At 53.6% G+C, this 15,353-nt stretch carries 21 protein-coding genes; 10 read left to right on the top strand and 11 right to left on the bottom strand.

Translation table 11 applies throughout. The annotated features are described in order from the left end of the window. Nucleotides 1–144: 144 nt before the first annotated feature. The 3 genes from CSK29544_RS17115 to CSK29544_RS24630 all read right to left on the bottom strand — a co-directional run bounded on the left by CSK29544_RS17115 (nucleotide 145) and on the right by CSK29544_RS24630 (nucleotide 3,022). Nucleotides 145–1,611 carry a methyl-accepting chemotaxis protein gene (locus tag CSK29544_RS17115; protein WP_085959011.1) on the bottom strand — a complete coding sequence of 489 codons (1,467 nt, stop codon included), beginning with the start codon at nucleotides 1,609–1,611 and terminating at the stop codon, nucleotides 145–147. Continuing rightward, a protein-coding gene (locus CSK29544_RS17110) for an IS1-like element IS1B family transposase (RefSeq protein ID WP_095033700.1) occupies nucleotides 1,604–2,301 on the bottom strand; the annotation gives its coding sequence in 2 pieces (ribosomal slippage) (nucleotides 1,604–2,052 and nucleotides 2,052–2,301; 699 coding nt in all). Before CSK29544_RS17110 ends, CSK29544_RS17115 begins: the two co-directional genes overlap by 8 nt. Before the next feature lie 547 nt (nucleotides 2,302–2,848). Beyond that, complete coding sequence (locus CSK29544_RS24630; protein ID WP_004385768.1) at nucleotides 2,849–3,022, bottom strand: YnfU family zinc-binding protein; 174 nt, start codon at nucleotides 3,020–3,022, stop codon at nucleotides 2,849–2,851. A 177-nt stretch (nucleotides 3,023–3,199) separates the two neighbouring features. Here CSK29544_RS24630 and CSK29544_RS17105 point away from each other — a divergent pair, with 177 nt between their 5' ends. Beyond that, nucleotides 3,200–3,661, top strand: coding sequence for a hypothetical protein (locus CSK29544_RS17105; protein ID WP_007866942.1), 462 nt, complete (start codon nucleotides 3,200–3,202; stop codon nucleotides 3,659–3,661). A gap of 66 nt (nucleotides 3,662–3,727) precedes the next feature. Here CSK29544_RS17105 and CSK29544_RS17100 read toward each other — a convergent pair whose 3' ends face one another. Next, on the bottom strand, nucleotides 3,728–4,381 hold the full coding sequence (locus CSK29544_RS17100) for an epoxyqueuosine reductase QueH (protein ID WP_004385766.1): 654 nt from the start codon (nucleotides 4,379–4,381) through the stop codon (nucleotides 3,728–3,730). A 533-nt stretch (nucleotides 4,382–4,914) separates the two neighbouring features. Between CSK29544_RS17100 and cspE the strand changes: the two genes are divergently transcribed. Further along, nucleotides 4,915–5,127 (top strand): transcription antiterminator/RNA stability regulator CspE, encoded by a 213-nt coding sequence (gene cspE / locus CSK29544_RS17095; RefSeq protein WP_004385765.1) that lies wholly within the window; start codon nucleotides 4,915–4,917, stop codon nucleotides 5,125–5,127. After that, the gene (gene ymcF / locus CSK29544_RS17090) at nucleotides 5,111–5,335 is read left to right on the top strand and encodes a cold shock small protein YmcF (protein WP_004385764.1); all 225 of its coding nucleotides are present in this window, start codon (nucleotides 5,111–5,113) and stop codon (nucleotides 5,333–5,335) included. Before cspE ends, ymcF begins: the two co-directional genes overlap by 17 nt. 116 nt (nucleotides 5,336–5,451) lie before the next feature. On the opposite strand, the gene CSK29544_RS17085 is transcribed toward ymcF, so the two are convergent. Continuing rightward, a complete protein-coding gene (locus CSK29544_RS17085) occupies nucleotides 5,452–5,688 on the bottom strand; it encodes a hypothetical protein (RefSeq protein WP_004385763.1) in 237 nt (78 codons plus the stop codon). A gap of 147 nt (nucleotides 5,689–5,835) precedes the next feature. Between CSK29544_RS17085 and CSK29544_RS24625 the strand changes: the two genes are divergently transcribed. The 3 genes from CSK29544_RS24625 (at nucleotide 5,836) to CSK29544_RS24620 (ending at nucleotide 7,499) form a co-directional block, all read left to right on the top strand. Further along, nucleotides 5,836–6,006: a hypothetical protein gene (locus CSK29544_RS24625; RefSeq protein ID WP_004385762.1), complete on the top strand. Its 171-nt coding sequence runs from the start codon at nucleotides 5,836–5,838 to the stop codon at nucleotides 6,004–6,006. A gap of 226 nt (nucleotides 6,007–6,232) precedes the next feature. After that, entirely contained in the window at nucleotides 6,233–7,201 is a 969-nt protein-coding gene (locus tag CSK29544_RS17080) for a chemotaxis protein (RefSeq protein ID WP_007893919.1), read from the top strand. A gap of 124 nt (nucleotides 7,202–7,325) precedes the next feature. Then, nucleotides 7,326–7,499, top strand: a complete 174-nt coding sequence (locus CSK29544_RS24620) for a hypothetical protein (protein ID WP_007670864.1) — start codon at nucleotides 7,326–7,328, stop codon at nucleotides 7,497–7,499. A 134-nt stretch (nucleotides 7,500–7,633) separates the two neighbouring features. On the opposite strand, the gene CSK29544_RS17075 is transcribed toward CSK29544_RS24620, so the two are convergent. Then, a complete protein-coding gene (locus CSK29544_RS17075) occupies nucleotides 7,634–8,575 on the bottom strand; it encodes a VirK/YbjX family protein (protein WP_029038977.1) in 942 nt (313 codons plus the stop codon). Between the two features lie 436 nt (nucleotides 8,576–9,011). On the opposite strand from CSK29544_RS17075, the gene CSK29544_RS17065 reads away from it, so the two are divergent. Beyond that, on the top strand, nucleotides 9,012–9,317 hold the full coding sequence (locus tag CSK29544_RS17065; protein ID WP_004386637.1) for a hypothetical protein: 306 nt from the start codon (nucleotides 9,012–9,014) through the stop codon (nucleotides 9,315–9,317). On the opposite strand, the gene CSK29544_RS17060 is transcribed toward CSK29544_RS17065, so the two are convergent. Continuing rightward, the gene (locus CSK29544_RS17060; protein WP_007893923.1) at nucleotides 9,314–9,670 is read right to left on the bottom strand and encodes a DUF488 domain-containing protein; all 357 of its coding nucleotides are present in this window, start codon (nucleotides 9,668–9,670) and stop codon (nucleotides 9,314–9,316) included. The genes CSK29544_RS17065 and CSK29544_RS17060 overlap by 4 nt on opposite strands. 203 nt (nucleotides 9,671–9,873) lie before the next feature. On the opposite strand from CSK29544_RS17060, the gene CSK29544_RS17055 reads away from it, so the two are divergent. Further along, a complete protein-coding gene (locus CSK29544_RS17055; RefSeq protein ID WP_004386635.1) occupies nucleotides 9,874–10,581 on the top strand; it encodes a CTP synthase C-terminal region-related (seleno)protein in 708 nt (235 codons plus the stop codon). Nucleotide 10,582: 1 nt separating this feature from the next. On the opposite strand, the gene CSK29544_RS17050 is transcribed toward CSK29544_RS17055, so the two are convergent. After that, entirely contained in the window at nucleotides 10,583–11,767 is a 1,185-nt protein-coding gene (locus CSK29544_RS17050; protein WP_029038976.1) for a CynX/NimT family MFS transporter, read from the bottom strand. 72 nt (nucleotides 11,768–11,839) lie between these two features. Next, the gene (locus CSK29544_RS17045) at nucleotides 11,840–12,286 is read right to left on the bottom strand and encodes a DUF441 domain-containing protein (protein WP_007866964.1); all 447 of its coding nucleotides are present in this window, start codon (nucleotides 12,284–12,286) and stop codon (nucleotides 11,840–11,842) included. A 117-nt stretch (nucleotides 12,287–12,403) separates the two neighbouring features. On the opposite strand from CSK29544_RS17045, the gene CSK29544_RS25265 reads away from it, so the two are divergent. Further along, entirely contained in the window at nucleotides 12,404–12,508 is a 105-nt protein-coding gene (locus CSK29544_RS25265) for a hypothetical protein (protein WP_487277357.1), read from the top strand. Here CSK29544_RS25265 and CSK29544_RS17035 read toward each other — a convergent pair. Continuing rightward, nucleotides 12,474–12,998, bottom strand: a complete 525-nt coding sequence (locus CSK29544_RS17035; protein ID WP_007893931.1) for a YbaK/prolyl-tRNA synthetase associated domain-containing protein — start codon at nucleotides 12,996–12,998, stop codon at nucleotides 12,474–12,476. The two genes, CSK29544_RS25265 and CSK29544_RS17035, sit on opposite strands and share 35 nt — an antisense overlap. 436 nt (nucleotides 12,999–13,434) lie before the next feature. Here CSK29544_RS17035 and CSK29544_RS17030 point away from each other — a divergent pair, with 436 nt between their 5' ends. Further along, nucleotides 13,435–13,608 (top strand): con-10 family general stress protein, encoded by a 174-nt coding sequence (locus CSK29544_RS17030; RefSeq protein WP_004386632.1) that lies wholly within the window; start codon nucleotides 13,435–13,437, stop codon nucleotides 13,606–13,608. 50 nt (nucleotides 13,609–13,658) lie between these two features. Here the strand turns inward: CSK29544_RS17030 and CSK29544_RS17025 are convergent, their stop codons facing one another. After that, nucleotides 13,659–15,179: an EAL domain-containing protein gene (locus tag CSK29544_RS17025; protein ID WP_029038975.1), complete on the bottom strand. Its 1,521-nt coding sequence runs from the start codon at nucleotides 15,177–15,179 to the stop codon at nucleotides 13,659–13,661. Nucleotides 15,180–15,353: the final 174 nt, after the last annotated feature.

Below are 15,353 nucleotides of genomic sequence, written 5' to 3'. Positions count from 1 at the left end.
TTATGCAGTCCTGAAACCGAGCGCGGCGCGGCGTAGTGAATAAAGCGCCGGGCGCATCCTGTCGCCCGGCGCTTTATTCAGGAACACATGAATGAGACTGCCTGATGGCGTCGTGTTCCCTGAGACCTAAACCCTATTTTTTTGTCAGCTAACTTTAAAGATATCGACGGTTTGCTTGAGCAGGTGAGACTGCTCTTTCAGCGACATTGCGGCGGAAGAGGCTTCTTCCACGAGCGCCGCGTTCTGCTGCGTGACCGCGTCCATCTGGTTGACCGCAAGGTTAATTTGTTCAATGCCGCGGCTCTGTTCGCCGGTGGACAACGCCAGCTCGGACATAAGCACCGACACCTGATTAACAGAATTGATGATTGCCTTCATGCTTTCGCCCGCGCGGCTGACTTTCTCGCTGCCGGAGGTAATATGCGTGCCGGACTGTTCAATCAGCTCTTTAATCTCTTTGGCGGCCGCGGAAGAGCGCTGCGCCAGGTTGCGCACCTCGCTTGCCACTACCGCGAATCCGCGGCCCTGTTCGCCCGCGCGTGCCGCTTCAACGGCGGCGTTGAGCGCCAGAATATTGGTCTGGAAGGCGATGCCTTCGATGATGCCGGTAATGGAGTCGATACGTCTGGCGCTCGATTCAAGCTCCATCATGGATTCCACGGCTTCTTCCATAATCTGATTGCCCTCCTGCGCCGATTCACGCATTGAACCCGCCAGCAGGTCTGCATTATGCGTATTGTCAGACGTATGCTTCACGGTGGAGGTCAACTGCTCCATGCTGGCCGCGGTTTCGCCAAGAGACGCCGCCTGCTCTTCAGTGCGGGCGGAGAGATCGATATTCCCGGCGGCGATTTCATCAGCGGCATGCGCCACGCTGTCGCTGGAATCGCGGACCTGAATAATAATATTGCGCAGGGACTGGCGCATTTGTTCAAGCGCGGTAAGCATCCTGCCAATTTCATCACCGGAATGCGAAATAATCGGATTCTGTAAATCACCTTCAGCGATTTTCTTGCACTGGGCGTGCGCGATATCCAGTGGTTTAAGGATGCGACGCTGGATAAGAATAAATACCGCAAGCAGAATCAGAATGAAAATAATCGTAAACCCACCCAGCAACGTAAGGCTATATTTAAATTGTTCCTGCGCATCCAGATTAAGGTTATGCGCATAATCTTCCCGGAAAGAGAGGAGTTTCAGCAATTCATTTTCGAACTGATAATCCAGCGCCGGTACGGTAAAGCTTGCAAGCTGGTTAAAGCGCTCTACGTCATTATTGGTTGCGGCCTCGATCATGGGCCGTAAACCATTGTCGAGATAATTCTGCCAGGTCTGTCGATAGGGCGCTAAAATTTCCTCTTCTCCCGGCGTACGAGGCGAAGCCATATAGGAATCAAAAGTTTCCACCGCGTGCTGTAGGAATTCATTCGCGCCCTCCAGTGAGGTTTCCGCCTGTGAGGTTTTGCCTAATGACTGATTAATCATCGCTTCCATCAGGCGCACGCGAACGGTCCGGCTATGGTTAATCGGGTCTACCACGGAAAGCACGACGCGGATTTCTTTATTCACATCATCCAGCGCCTGATTAGGTAATGACTCCAACTTATTGATAGTGTTTTATGTTCAGATAATGCCCGATGACTTTGTCATGCAGCTCCACCGATTTTGAGAACGACAGCGACTTCCGTCCCAGCCGTGCCAGGTGCTGCCTCAGATTCAGGTTATGCCGCTCAATTCGCTGCGTATATCGCTTGCTGATTACGTGCAGCTTTCCCTTCAGGCGGGATTCATACAGCGGCCAGCCATCCGTCATCCATATCACCACGTCAAAGGGTGACAGCAGGCTCATAAGACGCCCCAGCGTCGCCATAGTGCGTTCACCGAATACGTGCGCAACAACCGTCTTCCGGAGCCTGTCATACGCGTAAAACAGCCAGCGCTGGCGCGATTTAGCCCCGACGTATCCCCACTGTTCGTCCATTTCCGCGCAGACGATGACGTCACTGCCCGGCTGTATGCGCGAGGTTACCGACTGCGGCCTGAGTTTTTTAAATGGCGGAAAATCGTGTTGAGGCCAACGCCCATAATGCGGGCGGTTGCCCGGCATCCAACGCCATTCATGGCCATATCAATGATTTTCTGGTGCGTACCGGGTTGAGAAGCGGTGTAAGTGAACTGCAGTTGCCATGTTTTACGGCAGTGAGAGCAGAGATAGCGCTGATGTCCGGCGGTGCTTTTGCCGTTACGCACCACCCCGTCAGTAGCTGAACAGGAGGGACAGCTGATAGAAACAGAAGCCACTGGAGCACCTCAAAAACACCATCATACACTAAATCAGTAAGTTGGCAGCATCACCCCTGATTACTGCGTGTTAACGACCACAGGTTAGAGGCGGAACTGGCGAGAAAAATAACGATTAACGCGCCAAGGGTTATAAATGAAAACAACCTTACTGTCATTGCCATCCTTTTTATATTCACTTTCATACTCAACGATATTTCTCCATCACGCGATATAAACGGTTCATGGCGTTTATCGGCGGCAGAGGATCGGCTTTTAGACAGGGTTAAAGTAAATAAACGCAAAGAAATGCAGATGGACGTGTGATAATGTTAATGAAACAGGTGGCATAAATGTAATAATATTAAAAGCGTAATGCTCATTTTAAAAGGATGTGTTCTGATTTACTTTTCGTTAATTTTATTTTATTGGAATGTGACACGATATTTATGGCGCGGGAGTGTTGGATTAAATAAGGCGGCGAAGCATTAGCATGCTAATAAAATAGCGGTAATTGATTAAAAGCACCAGGAATACCGGCGCTTTTAACCGGATAGTCAAACAGGTTTTAGAGTGGATGCGCTGGAGTCTGCGCGAAGACAAATAAATGATTGCAGGCGGGGCAGATGAGCGTTTTTTGCTTGTTGACGCGGGCGGCGCTGTGTTCAGATTTTTCGTTGCATTTCGGGCAGGTGACGCGGCTTAAGTAACTGTCTTGCGATTTTCTTTTATGAATAGCCATAAGTATCTTCTTTGAATTGTGGAGGGGGCACCTTACACACATTGAGTCGCAATAGCCCGATTTTTCTTTTTTTAATTTACGGCTGCGCTTTTTTTATACCGCGCGATCACGATTCTGGTAGTTTCAGGCTACGTGCCGGTGCGGTAACCTGTTTACCAATAATAAGAGGAATCAGGGATGCGACACCGCTACTTCACATACTGGCGAAATACCTTACGCTGGGGTTATCGTTTAAGCATAAAACAGCTGCTGGCATTTATGGGGTACAGCGTTATCGCTTACAGTTTTTTGCTGGGGTTCTGGCTGGCGCTGTTTCAGGTCGTCGCATTTACGCCGCTGATGGAATACCTCACGGCGGATAGGGTGATAAATTCCTCGATCTGGGTTACACGTGTCGCACAGGCGCTGGTGGGAATTCCTGTCATGCTGCACGCGGTAAAAACCGTCATCTGGCTTTTTACGACTGCGCCGCATGGTCAATGCGGCGACACCGGTTATTACACCGATACCTCGCATCACCCGGGGACGAACCACGATTCATCTAATTCGACATCCACACAGTCGCACGTCTTGCATCATGACAGCTGCAGTTCGGACAGCGGCTCAGGGGGCGACTGCGACAGTAGCAGCAGTGATTAAATAAAAAGCCAGGTCTGAGACCTGGCTTTTTCGTAATGAGGTCAATCTTAACGATGCCCGTTACCGTTATGACTCATCGCCATAATAGAGCGTGCCGATTTTAATTAACGGTCTGCCCTGCGCTTTACGGTGCAGGTTGGAGTCACGCAGCGAATAGACGCAACCGCAATATTCCTGCTGATAAAAGCGCTCGCGCTTGCTGATTTCAATCATGCGCGCCGAGCCGCCCTGTTTACGCCAGTTATAGTCCCAGTACACCATGCCTTCATACGGGGCCGCGGCGCGGTGACCACAGTCGTTAATCTGCTGCATATTTTTCCAGCGTGAAATACCAAGCGAGCTGCTTATCACCTTAAAGCCGTTTTCATGCGCATAAAGCGCGGTGCGTTCAAATCGCATATCGAAGCACATGGTGCAGCGCACGCCGCGCTCAGGCTCCCACTCCATTCCTCTGGCGCGCTCGAACCAGTTATCGGTATCGTAATCGGCGTCCACAAAAGGGATACCGTGCTGTTCAGCAAAGCGGATATTTTCCTCTTTACGCAGCAGGTATTCCTTCTGGGGATGAATATTGGGGTTATAGAAAAAGATGGTGTAGTCGATACCGGAAGCCTGCAGCGCCTCCATGACCTCGCCCGAGCACGGCGCACAGCAGGAGTGCAGCAGCAGTTTCTCTTCCTGATTCGGCAGCGTCAGCGTGGGTCTGACAAACGTGTTCATCATTACCTCGTCCAGTGTTGTCATCAGACAAACCTTAACAATAATTCACGCATGACGCACGTCGACGTGGGGTTTTAACGGCAATCGAGAGTCACGCAAGAGTCGAATGGGGCTGAAAATAATGGCGTGGCGCTGTCAGAGAAATAGCGTCACGCTTTATCAATGGTTACAAAATATATTGTCTAAAATAACCGTGGCCGCTTTTTTAACGAACCGGAGAATTTATTTTTCGTCTGAGTGGCAATAAATGAAAAAATCGACTAGCGGCACAATGCCGTGCGGGTGTAAATATATAGTTTTGTAAAAGGCACATTACTGCTTGCTTAAAAGAGTGGGGCATGCGTTAATGAACTCCTCGGTTTGATACGCAGAACCCGTTGTGCAGTGGTTGGTACGAGTCCTCCACTTCAGTAGTACTCATCTCCAGACGTTATCCTTCGATATCTCTTCTTTTGAGTTCCCTCTTAAGCACTGAATATTTCTGTCATTCAAACCATTTTCGCCGCAAGGCTCAAGTATAAAGGTATTAAAATATGGCTAACAGAATGAATGGTTCAGTGAAATGGTTTAACGCGGATAAAGGCTTTGGTTTTATCGCACCGGCAGACGGCAGCAAAGACGTATTCGTCCATTTCTCCGCTATCCAGAGCGATAATTTTCGCACACTGACCGAAGGTCAGCAGGTTGAATTCTCGGTTGAAAACGGCGCGAAAGGCCCGTCAGCCGTGAATGTGGTGGCGCTCTAAAGACAACATGATTGCAGCAGGCTTGCATTTCAGATGCCCTGCGTGTCATGGCTCGCAGTATCGTACTTCCCGTTTCGACGTGACCGATAAAAATCCGCACGGCGCAAAATGTATATTCTGCAAATCCGCCATGCTGGTGGGTTTTGCAGCGGCTGAACGTTACGACAGCTACGCGATGATGCATTCCGAAACGAATACGCATCGCTAAAAATACGCCTCATTCAGTAAAAAAAGCCCGCTTGCGGGCTTTTTCTTTTTTATTTCCATTCAGGGTCGGAAATAAATACGTCGCACTTTCGCGCTGCGATAATGCTTCTTAATGAATTAATGTTTGCGGGCCAGCAGTTGCTCCACTACAGCGCGTGCGGCCGTAATTTTCTGCGCCCGTTCCGGATCGCTGTTAACGCCAGCCTCAAGGCCTGCAAAGTGGTGGCGCGCATTATCGACCACACGTTCTTTCAGCACAGCAGGCACTTCTTCCAGCAATGACTGGAACAGAATTTCATACGCCAGGATGCGCGTCTGGAGTTTTTCAATAATTTCGTCAATCGATCCCGTCATTTTTACCTCTTCTGGTGAGTGCGTCGGCGCTACGTTTCACTTTAGCCGCTTGACCGGGCATTGGCGAGCGGGATGTGAGAAAAGCGTCGGCACCCGCAAGCCAGGCTACACTTTTCCTTTGTCCCGAGGATATGAGGAAAAAGCGCCATGCCTGACAATCGCCATCCCGACAGACCGCTTGCAGATGATAATGAGCATCACGGCTTACCCGAAGATGCGCCGAATACGATAAATCCGTGGGAAGAGGACGACCTGCCGGAAAAAGAGGAGCCACACGGGCGCGAATCGCTGCGCGACGCGTGGCATAAGGCCCCCTGAATCCTCGCGCCTGTCAGCCGCCTGCGGGCGGCTTCGTTTTTTGCGCTCGCTCGCCTTTTTGTTACTCACCGAAATTTGTTCTTATCTTCCCCCTCTACTTTTTGCAAAACCTGCCGATAACGATTTAAACCAAATTCAGGCGCAAGGAGTGCCTGAAACCAGGCACCAGCGCGTTATCCCTTTCGCCGCATGAGCCACCACCCACAAGCGTACCTTTGAGGTCAATATGGATAACTTCCAGAAAGATATCGATGAGAGGGCGAATCTCGCTTTATCGAACAAATTCGAACTGCTTCTCTTCCGGCTGGGATCTGCGAATGAAGAGGAGAAACTTGAGCTGTACGGTATTAACGTTTTCAAACTGCGCGAAATCGTGCCGATGCCGACGATTACCAAAGCCGCAGGCATGCAGGCGCCGCTGCTTGGTATGGCAAACATCCGCGGCCAGATAATCCCGGTTGTGGATCTGCCGGCGGTGACAGGCTGCAAACCGACCACTGGCCTGAACCTGCTGCTGGTGACCGAATATGCGCGCAGCACCCAGGCGTTCGCCGTGGAATCGGTTGAAAACATTATCCGCCTCGACTGGAGCCAGGTGCATACGGCGGAATCGGGCGTCAGCTCACGCAACATCACCAGCATCGCGCGCCTCGACAGCGATAATCAAAGTAATGAACTGGCGCTGGTACTGGATGTTGAACAGATTCTGTATGACATCATTCCGTCTGTACGTGACGGCCAGCCGAACACTGTGATGCAGGAGCGCAGCTTCAAACTGAAACCGGGCGCGGTGGCTATCGTGGCGGAAGACTCCAAAGTGGCGCGCTCTATGCTTGAGCACGGACTTAAGAACATGGGCATTCCGGCGCTCATGCATACCACAGGCCTCGAAGCCTGGGAAAAAATTAAGCTCATGGCAAAAGAGGCGCAGGCGGAAGGGCAGTCGATCACCGATAAAATCGCGATGGTGCTGACTGACCTTGAAATGCCTGAAATGGACGGCTTTACCCTGACGCGTAACATCAAAATGGACGCGACCCTGAAGAAGATTCCGGTGGTGATCCACTCGTCGCTCTCCGGCAGCGCTAACGAAGATCATGTGCGAAAAGTGGGTGCGGATGGCTACGTGGCGAAGTTCGAAATCAACGAACTCTCCGCGGCGATTCAGCGCGTACTCGATAAAGTGGCGAGCTGACGGCCAGGCTCCGGCCGGCCCGGAGCCCGCGCTTTTCAGACAGACGGTAAGCGTACCGCGCCTGCGAAGGCTTTCTGGTCAGCTACACTTAATGTGTTAACTCTGATGGATACAGGAGGTCATCATGTTTTTTGGTTTCGGATACTTCGGTGAATCGCAAAAAGAGCAGGCTTTTCGCTTACAGGCAGAAGAGCAGGGTGGCGGCACGCCGGGCCCGGAAGGGGAAGTGACGCGCAAGCGTGACGACAGCGATGACGACGAGAAAGGGCCGTATCGCTCAGAAGACGACGCAAAATAAAAAAACCGCCAGCAGGCGGTTTTTTTATGGGCGCGGATCAGCGCAACGTGTGAGGCCATCCCGGCACGAGCGGGTAAGCTGCGCAAACTCGGGGGGAGCGCCATAAAAAAGGCGGCCAGAAGGCCGCCTGAGCATTACTGCGCGTTCAGCTCGCGCCACTGCGCTGCCAGCGAATCGAGCAGCTCGTAGCGTTTACGGTACTCAGAACGTTTCTTGCTGGCGACATCTTCCAGCGGTTTGCGCGCGGCAGTAAGCGGCAGCGTGAAATAGCGCGCGCCACGACGCTCGCCGCCTACGGACTCCCAGAATTCGTCGTAGCTTGCAAAAAAGTGACGCCCTTTACTGAAGCGATAACGCAGGCCGCGGAACACATGGCCGTTGTTGCTCACCGCCTCGAAATGGGTCATGTCATGCTGCTGAATCATCAGCCACAGGACTTCCATCAGCAGACGTTTCGGGAAAACGCCGTAACAGGCTTTTGTCGCATCGCGAATAGCTTCATGTGGCACGTTTCTGCGTGGCCCCTGAAGACCGCCGATGACGATGCCGTAGCCGGTGGCGTCGCGCACTACGCTGAACGTCAGGCTGGCGAGCAGCACGTCATCACAGTGCAGCCACAGCGTGCTTTCGCCTTCGCGCTCGGCTTTATGGGCCGATGACGCGCTAATGACGACCGTTTTCTCTTTCGCCGCAAGCGTAAACAGCGGCTGCGGACTGGTGGCGCAGAGCGCATCGGCAAGGCGCGCTGCCGCACGTTCGCGGATAAAATCGTAGTGATGAATGATGGCGCTCGCCCGCTCGCCCGCGCTTAACCCCAGACGCAGATAGTGGCGATGAATTTTGCCCGGCAGCGTTTTCTGCACGCTCAGCAGTTGTTCAAAGCGTGGATTTTTCGCCATGGCATCCATAAAGCGCAGCGTGGCAGGCAGATAAAGACAGCTTCGCAGCGCGAATTTAAGACGATAGCTTTTTTTCTGCCATAAGCCGCCAGGCATCAGTGTGCCTGTCGTGAGGGCTTTAATAAGATCCAGGCCGCTACTGGGGGTAGGCTCAGCGTGAGAAATGATGACTGACATGAGAAAAACCTGAAAGAACGCGAATCGCCACAGTATATCGATCCGGGATCACGGCTTTTTAAACGACAGCTCAATGTCTTTTAATCAGGCAAATTTGATGTGATGTGTATATAAAAAAACACCCCGCACATGAGAAGGAGAGCATGAAGGGCTGTCGTTATGCGCCTTACAGGCAGGGCAATTGCCTGTATCGCGTTTTCATTGAGCCGCAAGCCGCTCCTGCAACGGGGTAAGGTGAGGCAAAAGAGTGCCGTGTGGTCAGTCATCACAGCGATAACGGCAAGCTTAGCGAAAACGCGGGGCGAGAGGATGAAGAAAAAATGGAGATTTCGCGCGGAAACGCACGGTTTTTTGATTCAGAAATCTTTACATCACAACATAAGAATGTTCTGATCTACACGTTTCATTTATTGCTTATTGCGAACGCGGAAAGACCATGCAACAACTCAAGCCAGGCGCTCTCGCCATTATCATCGGCGCCCGTACCGCTGCCGGTCGGGAAAATATCGGTAAATCTGTAGAACTCTTCAGCCTCTGCCAGCCGGGTGAGCGCTTTATCAATCCGGTGACCGGTTTTATGACGGAACTGCCCAAAAGTTGCGCCCGCCCGCTGTGGCTGGTGACGGGCGATGTCGTGGCCGCCGACGGCCAGGCTGGCTTTGCGTTTGTCCGCGCCGAACACCTGATGCCGCTTGACGGCCAGCTGTTGCCGCTTGAAGAGACGGCGCTGCTTCTCGATTAAGCGTGTTCTGCAAGCTCCCTGAGCCACGCCGCCAGGATCTGCGCGTGGTTCTGGCTTCTGTCTTTCGCGCCAAACAAGAGTGTGAGCGTTCCTTTGCGTGAGATCGCTGCCAGACGCTCGCCTTCTTGCTGCTGTGCGGCCAGCTCTTCACGGTAGCGCTCGCTAAAGTGGGCAAAATCGATGACCTCGCCATGCAGCGCCTTACGCAGTGCCGTCGAAGGGGCCAGCGTTTTATTCCATTCATCTAACGGCAAATTCTCCTTTTTAATGCCGCGTGGCCAGAGCCTGTCCACCAGCACCCGGTAGCCGTCCTGCGCGTCCGGCTCGTCGTAAACGCGTTTAAGCGTAATCATCTTTGCCTCCTGGCTTGTCGTTCTCTGTGATCGAATTATCTGCCGCGTAAAGGCGCGAGGCAAACCACAGCGCGCGATTGCCCGAGACGCCTCGCAAAATGGCGTTATTACTGCTGATTTTGGGTGTTGTTAGCCAGCGCGCAGATCGGTATGCTGATGCTCCTTATGTTGTATGTAATTCATTCAGGCATAAGGAAAACCCTATGGAAACCTCACCGCTCACTTCCACCCTGCGTATTGCGCTGGTCGGCGACTACAACAGCGCGACAGTCGCGCATCAGGCGATCCCGCTCGCGATTGACGACGCCGCCGCCGTGCTGGAACTCACCGCCGATTACGACTGGCTCCCGACCAAAGATATTAAAAGCCCGGAAGATCTGGTGGGCTATGACGCTATCTGGGTTGTGCCTGGCAGCCCGTATGAAAACGAAGACGGCGCATTTATCGCCATTCGGTATGCGCGTGAAAATGCGATTCCGTTTCTTGGCACCTGCGGCGGTTTTCAGCATGCGGTCATTGAGTATGCCCGTAACGTTCTGGGCTGGAGTGACGCGAACCACGGCGAAACCGCACAGGGCGGCAGACTGGTCATTGCACCGCTGAGTTGTTCGCTGGTGGAGCAGACCGGGGAGGTTGAACTGCGCCCGCATACGCTTATCGCACGCGCCTACGGGCGTGAGGAAATTGCAGAGGCCTATCACTGCAATTTTGGCGTGGCGCCGGAGTTTGTCGAGGCGATCAGCAAGGAAGCGCTGAAAATCACCGGCTGGGATAACGAGGGCGACGTGCGCGCCGTCGAACTGACGACGCATCCGTTTTTTGTGGCGACGCTGTTCCAGCACGAGCGCGGCGCGCTTGCCGGGCGTCCGGTGCCGCTGGTACGCGAATTTTTACGCGCCGCCCGGCGCTGAGTTACGGCGCGCCGATTTCCCGTGCGCGCCCCGCAAAACCGCCCGCAATGGCCATCACGACGGCAAGGGCGGCGCAGACCATTAACGGCAGGCTCCAGCTATGCAGCAGATCGTGGAGTCTGCCGATAGCTGGCGGCCCGCATGCCGCCAGCAGATACCCCACCGACTGCGCCATCCCGGAGAGCGCCGCCGCCTGATGCGCTGAGCTTGCGCGCAGGCCGATAAACGTCAGCCCAAGGATCATAGTCGCACCTGATCCAAAACCGAAAATCACCACCCACCAGGCGGCAAGATGAGGGAAGAACCACAGCCCGACGGGGCTTACGGCGCAGAGCAGGGCGGTCAGAATGGCGATACCGCGCTGATCGCGAAGCCGTGCGAGCAGCAGCGGCACCGCAATGCCCGGTATGGCGGTGGCAAGTTGCATGAGCCCATGCAGTGAACCGGCCTGCGCTTCGCTAAACCCTGTGCTTATCAGAATCGACGGCAGCCAGCCGATAACGATGTAATAGATAAGCGAGTTAACGCCCAGAAAGAACGTCACCTGCCAGGCGAGCGCCGAGCGCCAGATACTACGGCTGTGTATCGCCGCGTTGCTGCCAACGGCATCGTGGCGACGGGCGCGCAGCTGCGGCAGCCAGAGCAGAAGGGCGAGCAGCGGAAAGACAATCAGCGCCAGCAGTGCGCCGCGCCAGCCGCCGCTAAGGGCTGCGACCGGCACCACCAGCGCTGAGCCAGCGGCGGCCGCAAGGCCCATCGTCAGCGAGTACGCGCCGGTCAGTTTCGCTACCTTGCCAGGAAAATCCCGCTTGATCATGCCGGGCAGCAGTACGTTGCCGATGGCTATCCCACAGCCGATAAGCGCGGTGCCGGCGAAGAGCGCCGCCGCACTGCCGGACGAGCGCAGAAGAATGCCCGCACTGATAAGCAGCAGCGCGCCGCAAAGGCTGCGCTCCATCCCGAAGCGCCGCGCGCTGCCAGCGGCCAGCGGTGACACCAGCGCGAAAGCCAGCAGCGGCAACGTGGTCAGAAGGCCGGTAGCGGCGGTGGAGAGCGAGAAATCGACGCGAATAGCGTCCAGCAGCGGCGCTGCCCCGGTAAAGGTTACACGAAGGGTGGTCGCGATGGTAAGCAGCCCCGCCAGCAAAAGCCAGCCGGCGCGACGCCCGGAAGTCAGGTTTGTCATTCGTTCCTCATCTACACGCAACCGCCATGGCGCTGCGTGAGTACAGCAGGTAAAAGAGTGGTGGATGCAATTCTACTGGCGGCCAATCAGCAAGGAAACCAGCCCTGCGGCGATAAGCGGCCCAACCGGCACGCCGCGAAAAAGCGCCACGCCAAGAACGGTGCCGACCAGCAGCCCGGCGACAATCGACGGCTGGCTGCCCATGAGGGCAACGCCCTTACCGCCAAGCCACGAGACGAAAACGCCCACGGCGATAGCTACCAGCGATTTCCAGTTCAGAAAGGCGTGAAACAACGCGGAGGTGGGCAGAGTGCCGCTGGCGATGGGCGCCATCACGCTGATAGTCAGAATAATAATCCCGACGGTGACACCCTGTTTTTCCACCCATGGAAACCAGGCGCTGAGCGGCGTCATGCGGATAACAATCAGCACCAGCACGGAGACCGTTACGGCCATGTTGTGGCTGACAAATCCAAGACCGGCAAGCGCCAGCAGGATAAGCAGCGTGATATCAAACATTCTTAGCTCCTTGCCAGAAAAGAAAACGCGCCGCCCGTCGTCATTGTTTTGTCATCAAAAGGGGCTATCACTGAGAGCAGCATCCCCCGATGTTAACGCGAGATTCCCGGAGAAACGATGAACGATCTACTCTCGCCCGACGCGCTCTGGATAACCACGTTTTTTTTCGTGACTGCCGCCACGCTGATTATTGCGGTGCGCTATCTGGAGCGGCGCTGGTAGACGGCGCGCGATGAAAGGCCACCAGTGCGGGTTTGGCGAGCCGCAGATAGTCGGCGGTGTCCATGATAATCGATTTCTCAAGCAGGCCGGCATTAAAGGCGATTTCGTCGTGGCGCTCAAATAACAGCGGATCGGCCACCAGTTTAAGCTCCGGGTGAAAACTGAACGGGGGGATCGCGCCAAAAACGCAGCGGGTGAGTGCATCCACTTCCGCCTGGCTTGCCAGCGACGCCTTCGTACCGCCCAGGTGCTGCGCGAGCAGGGCAAGATCCGCCTGGAGATCGGCACCGAGTACGGCGAGCACAACCTGTTTTATCCCGTTGCCTTTAATTTTGCATACCAGCGCTTTCGCGCCCTGACTTAAATGAGTACCGCGAATTTCCGATACCGCTTCGCATTTGCCCATCGCCTCATGCTCCATCACCCGAAACCGCGCCTGGCCGTGCGTCAGTAAATCCACGAGTTGTTGGTGAATATCCATCCCTTTCATTTTGTCGCCTCGTTAACTGGATAAGGTTTTCCACCTTACTGGCGGTTCGCTTATTTTGCAACGCCTGCACAATTTCAAAAAATAAAAGAAAATAAAATAAACAAGCTACGATGATTCTGCACGGAAAATAAAGGTTGTCGTTTGGCTTACTTTACGAAGCTGTATTACAGTTATAAGAGTGTCTTATGAAAACGACGGCAGTCATTATTCAGAGAATATTATCTGCGTAGTGATGCGTCGTAATAAGCGCAGCGCCGAAACAGGGCGAGACGATTCGCAATCGGGGCTTTGTCGGAAATATCGGAACGAAGCGACGTTTGCGAAAAAATGCACGGAAGCGCGCTCTTGCTGGCAAGTGTAAGGATACTTTCGGCAGATGATCTCTTTTTCAGTATTGACGTTTTCTGGTAACACTAAACCAATCCCGGAGGTTGTTATGGCAGAACATCGTGGTGGTTCCGGCAATTTCGCCGAAAATCGTGAAAAAGCATCAGAAGCAGGTAAAAAAGGCGGACAGCAGAGCGGCGGGAATTTTAAAAATGACCCGGAACGCGCGTCTGAAGCAGGCAAAAAAGGCGGCCAGAACAGCCACAGCGGTGGTCGTAAATAATCTGGCTTGTTGATTTTATCTGTTATCACAGCAGCCTCAGGGCTGCTGTTTTATTTTGCCTGCATCGTCAGTAATAAGCGCAACGCCTGGTTGTCGATGGGGCGCGAGAACCACCAGCCTTGGCCGTAGCAGCCTGGGAAATTATCCTGCAAATAATCCACCTGCAGTCGCTGTTCAAGCCCTTCAAATACCACCTGCTGCGGCATCGCTTTCAGCATTTCAATTAAATTGACCAGCAGCGTTTTATTAAGCGTTGGCGTGCCTATCGCATCGGTAATGCTTTTATCGACCTTGACTTCATCAATCGGCAGGCGTGAAAGCCATGAAATGGTCGAATAGCCGGTGCCGAAATCATCCAGCGCGATTAAAAATCCGTGTTGTTTAAATAACGAAATGGCCGCTTCCATATGTGCAAGCGTTGCGTTTTCCCGCTCCGTTATTTCCAGCATAATGCGATTCGACGCAAGGCCGGTGTTATGCGTCAGTTGGGTGAGAAAATTAAGATAATGACGGGAGAAGAGATCGTTGAGGCTAATATTGATGCTGAGCGTCAGATCATAAGGTTCCAGCAATTCCACCGTTTCTGCGATGGCTTGCGTCGTCACAAATTCGGTGACTTTGCTCATCATCCCTTCTTTTTCCGCAAGCGGGATAAACACATCCGGCGACACGGCATCGCCATTACTGTCATGCCAGCGCAGCAGCGCCTCCATGCCTTTCATCCGGCCGGTTTCAATTTCGTAGATGTGCTGATAAGCCACACGCAGGTCGCCGTTTTTTAACGCGTTTTCCAGGCGCACCGTAAGTGACGTCTGTTTTTTGCGATAAAGCGCCAGGCATGTGCAGAGTAATAATCCGAGCGCCAGGCCGAGCGCGATGAGCAATACGAGGGTATACCAGCGCGCCTGGAGCAGGCCATAAGGGTGCGTACCGGCAATGACACAAATATCGTATTGCGCATTGCAGCGTTCTTTGGTGATGAAATACCAGGCATAATGTGAGGAAGTATCAGTTGCCGATAATAAGGCCTGGGTGGGGCCGAGCGTAAACCAGCGGCGGTCGCGCTGTGAGTTGGTAATCATCGCGCTGTAGTGCGTCGTTTTTGCGTCATTTTCAAAGCGGGTAAACACGAAAGGAGAAAATATTACCAGCAGATCGTTGCGCCACCAGGCGCTGACGTTAATGGTGTCTGTCAGGGGCAAATTTAATAACCAGCGGGCACCGTCACGACTGACGATATTTTGCGTTGCGGTGAGCGGCTGTGGAACAGGAAGATGTCCCCAGAGCGCGGAACAGATAATCCCACGCGCGCCGGTGCGGCCCACATCTTTGATCATCTGGTATTCCCACAACATCGTGCGCAATGAATTAAGATCGGCCTCGCTGCAGGGGGGATAATGCGCCATTTTCATCTCGCGCGCGGCAAGTGAGTTTGCCTGCTGTAATAGCGTGACGCTGCGTTCAAGCACTGCCTGAGTATAGTTTTCTATTCGGTTTGCTTCTGTTCGCCAGTATATTATTTGCGCAACGGCCAGGACGGACAACAGGCTGGCGATGATTATCCCCACCATCCCGGACGTTTTATTCAAGCCCAATGAGACCCTGTTAAACATGATTCACGGTGGTCCTGCGACGGCGCCGCGTCGTTATTTTATAATGCCGCTCACTATAACTGATAGCGAACCGGCTGTAAGTAAAATCTGTAGGGTTATTAATAAGCAGCCTCAGCTTTACTACATATTATG

It is taken from the genome of Cronobacter sakazakii (assembly GCF_000982825.1).
Lineage (GTDB): Bacteria > Pseudomonadota > Gammaproteobacteria > Enterobacterales > Enterobacteriaceae > Cronobacter > Cronobacter sakazakii.
Note: the sequence above shows the minus strand (reverse complement) of the source record. Positions and strands in the feature narration are given on the sequence as shown.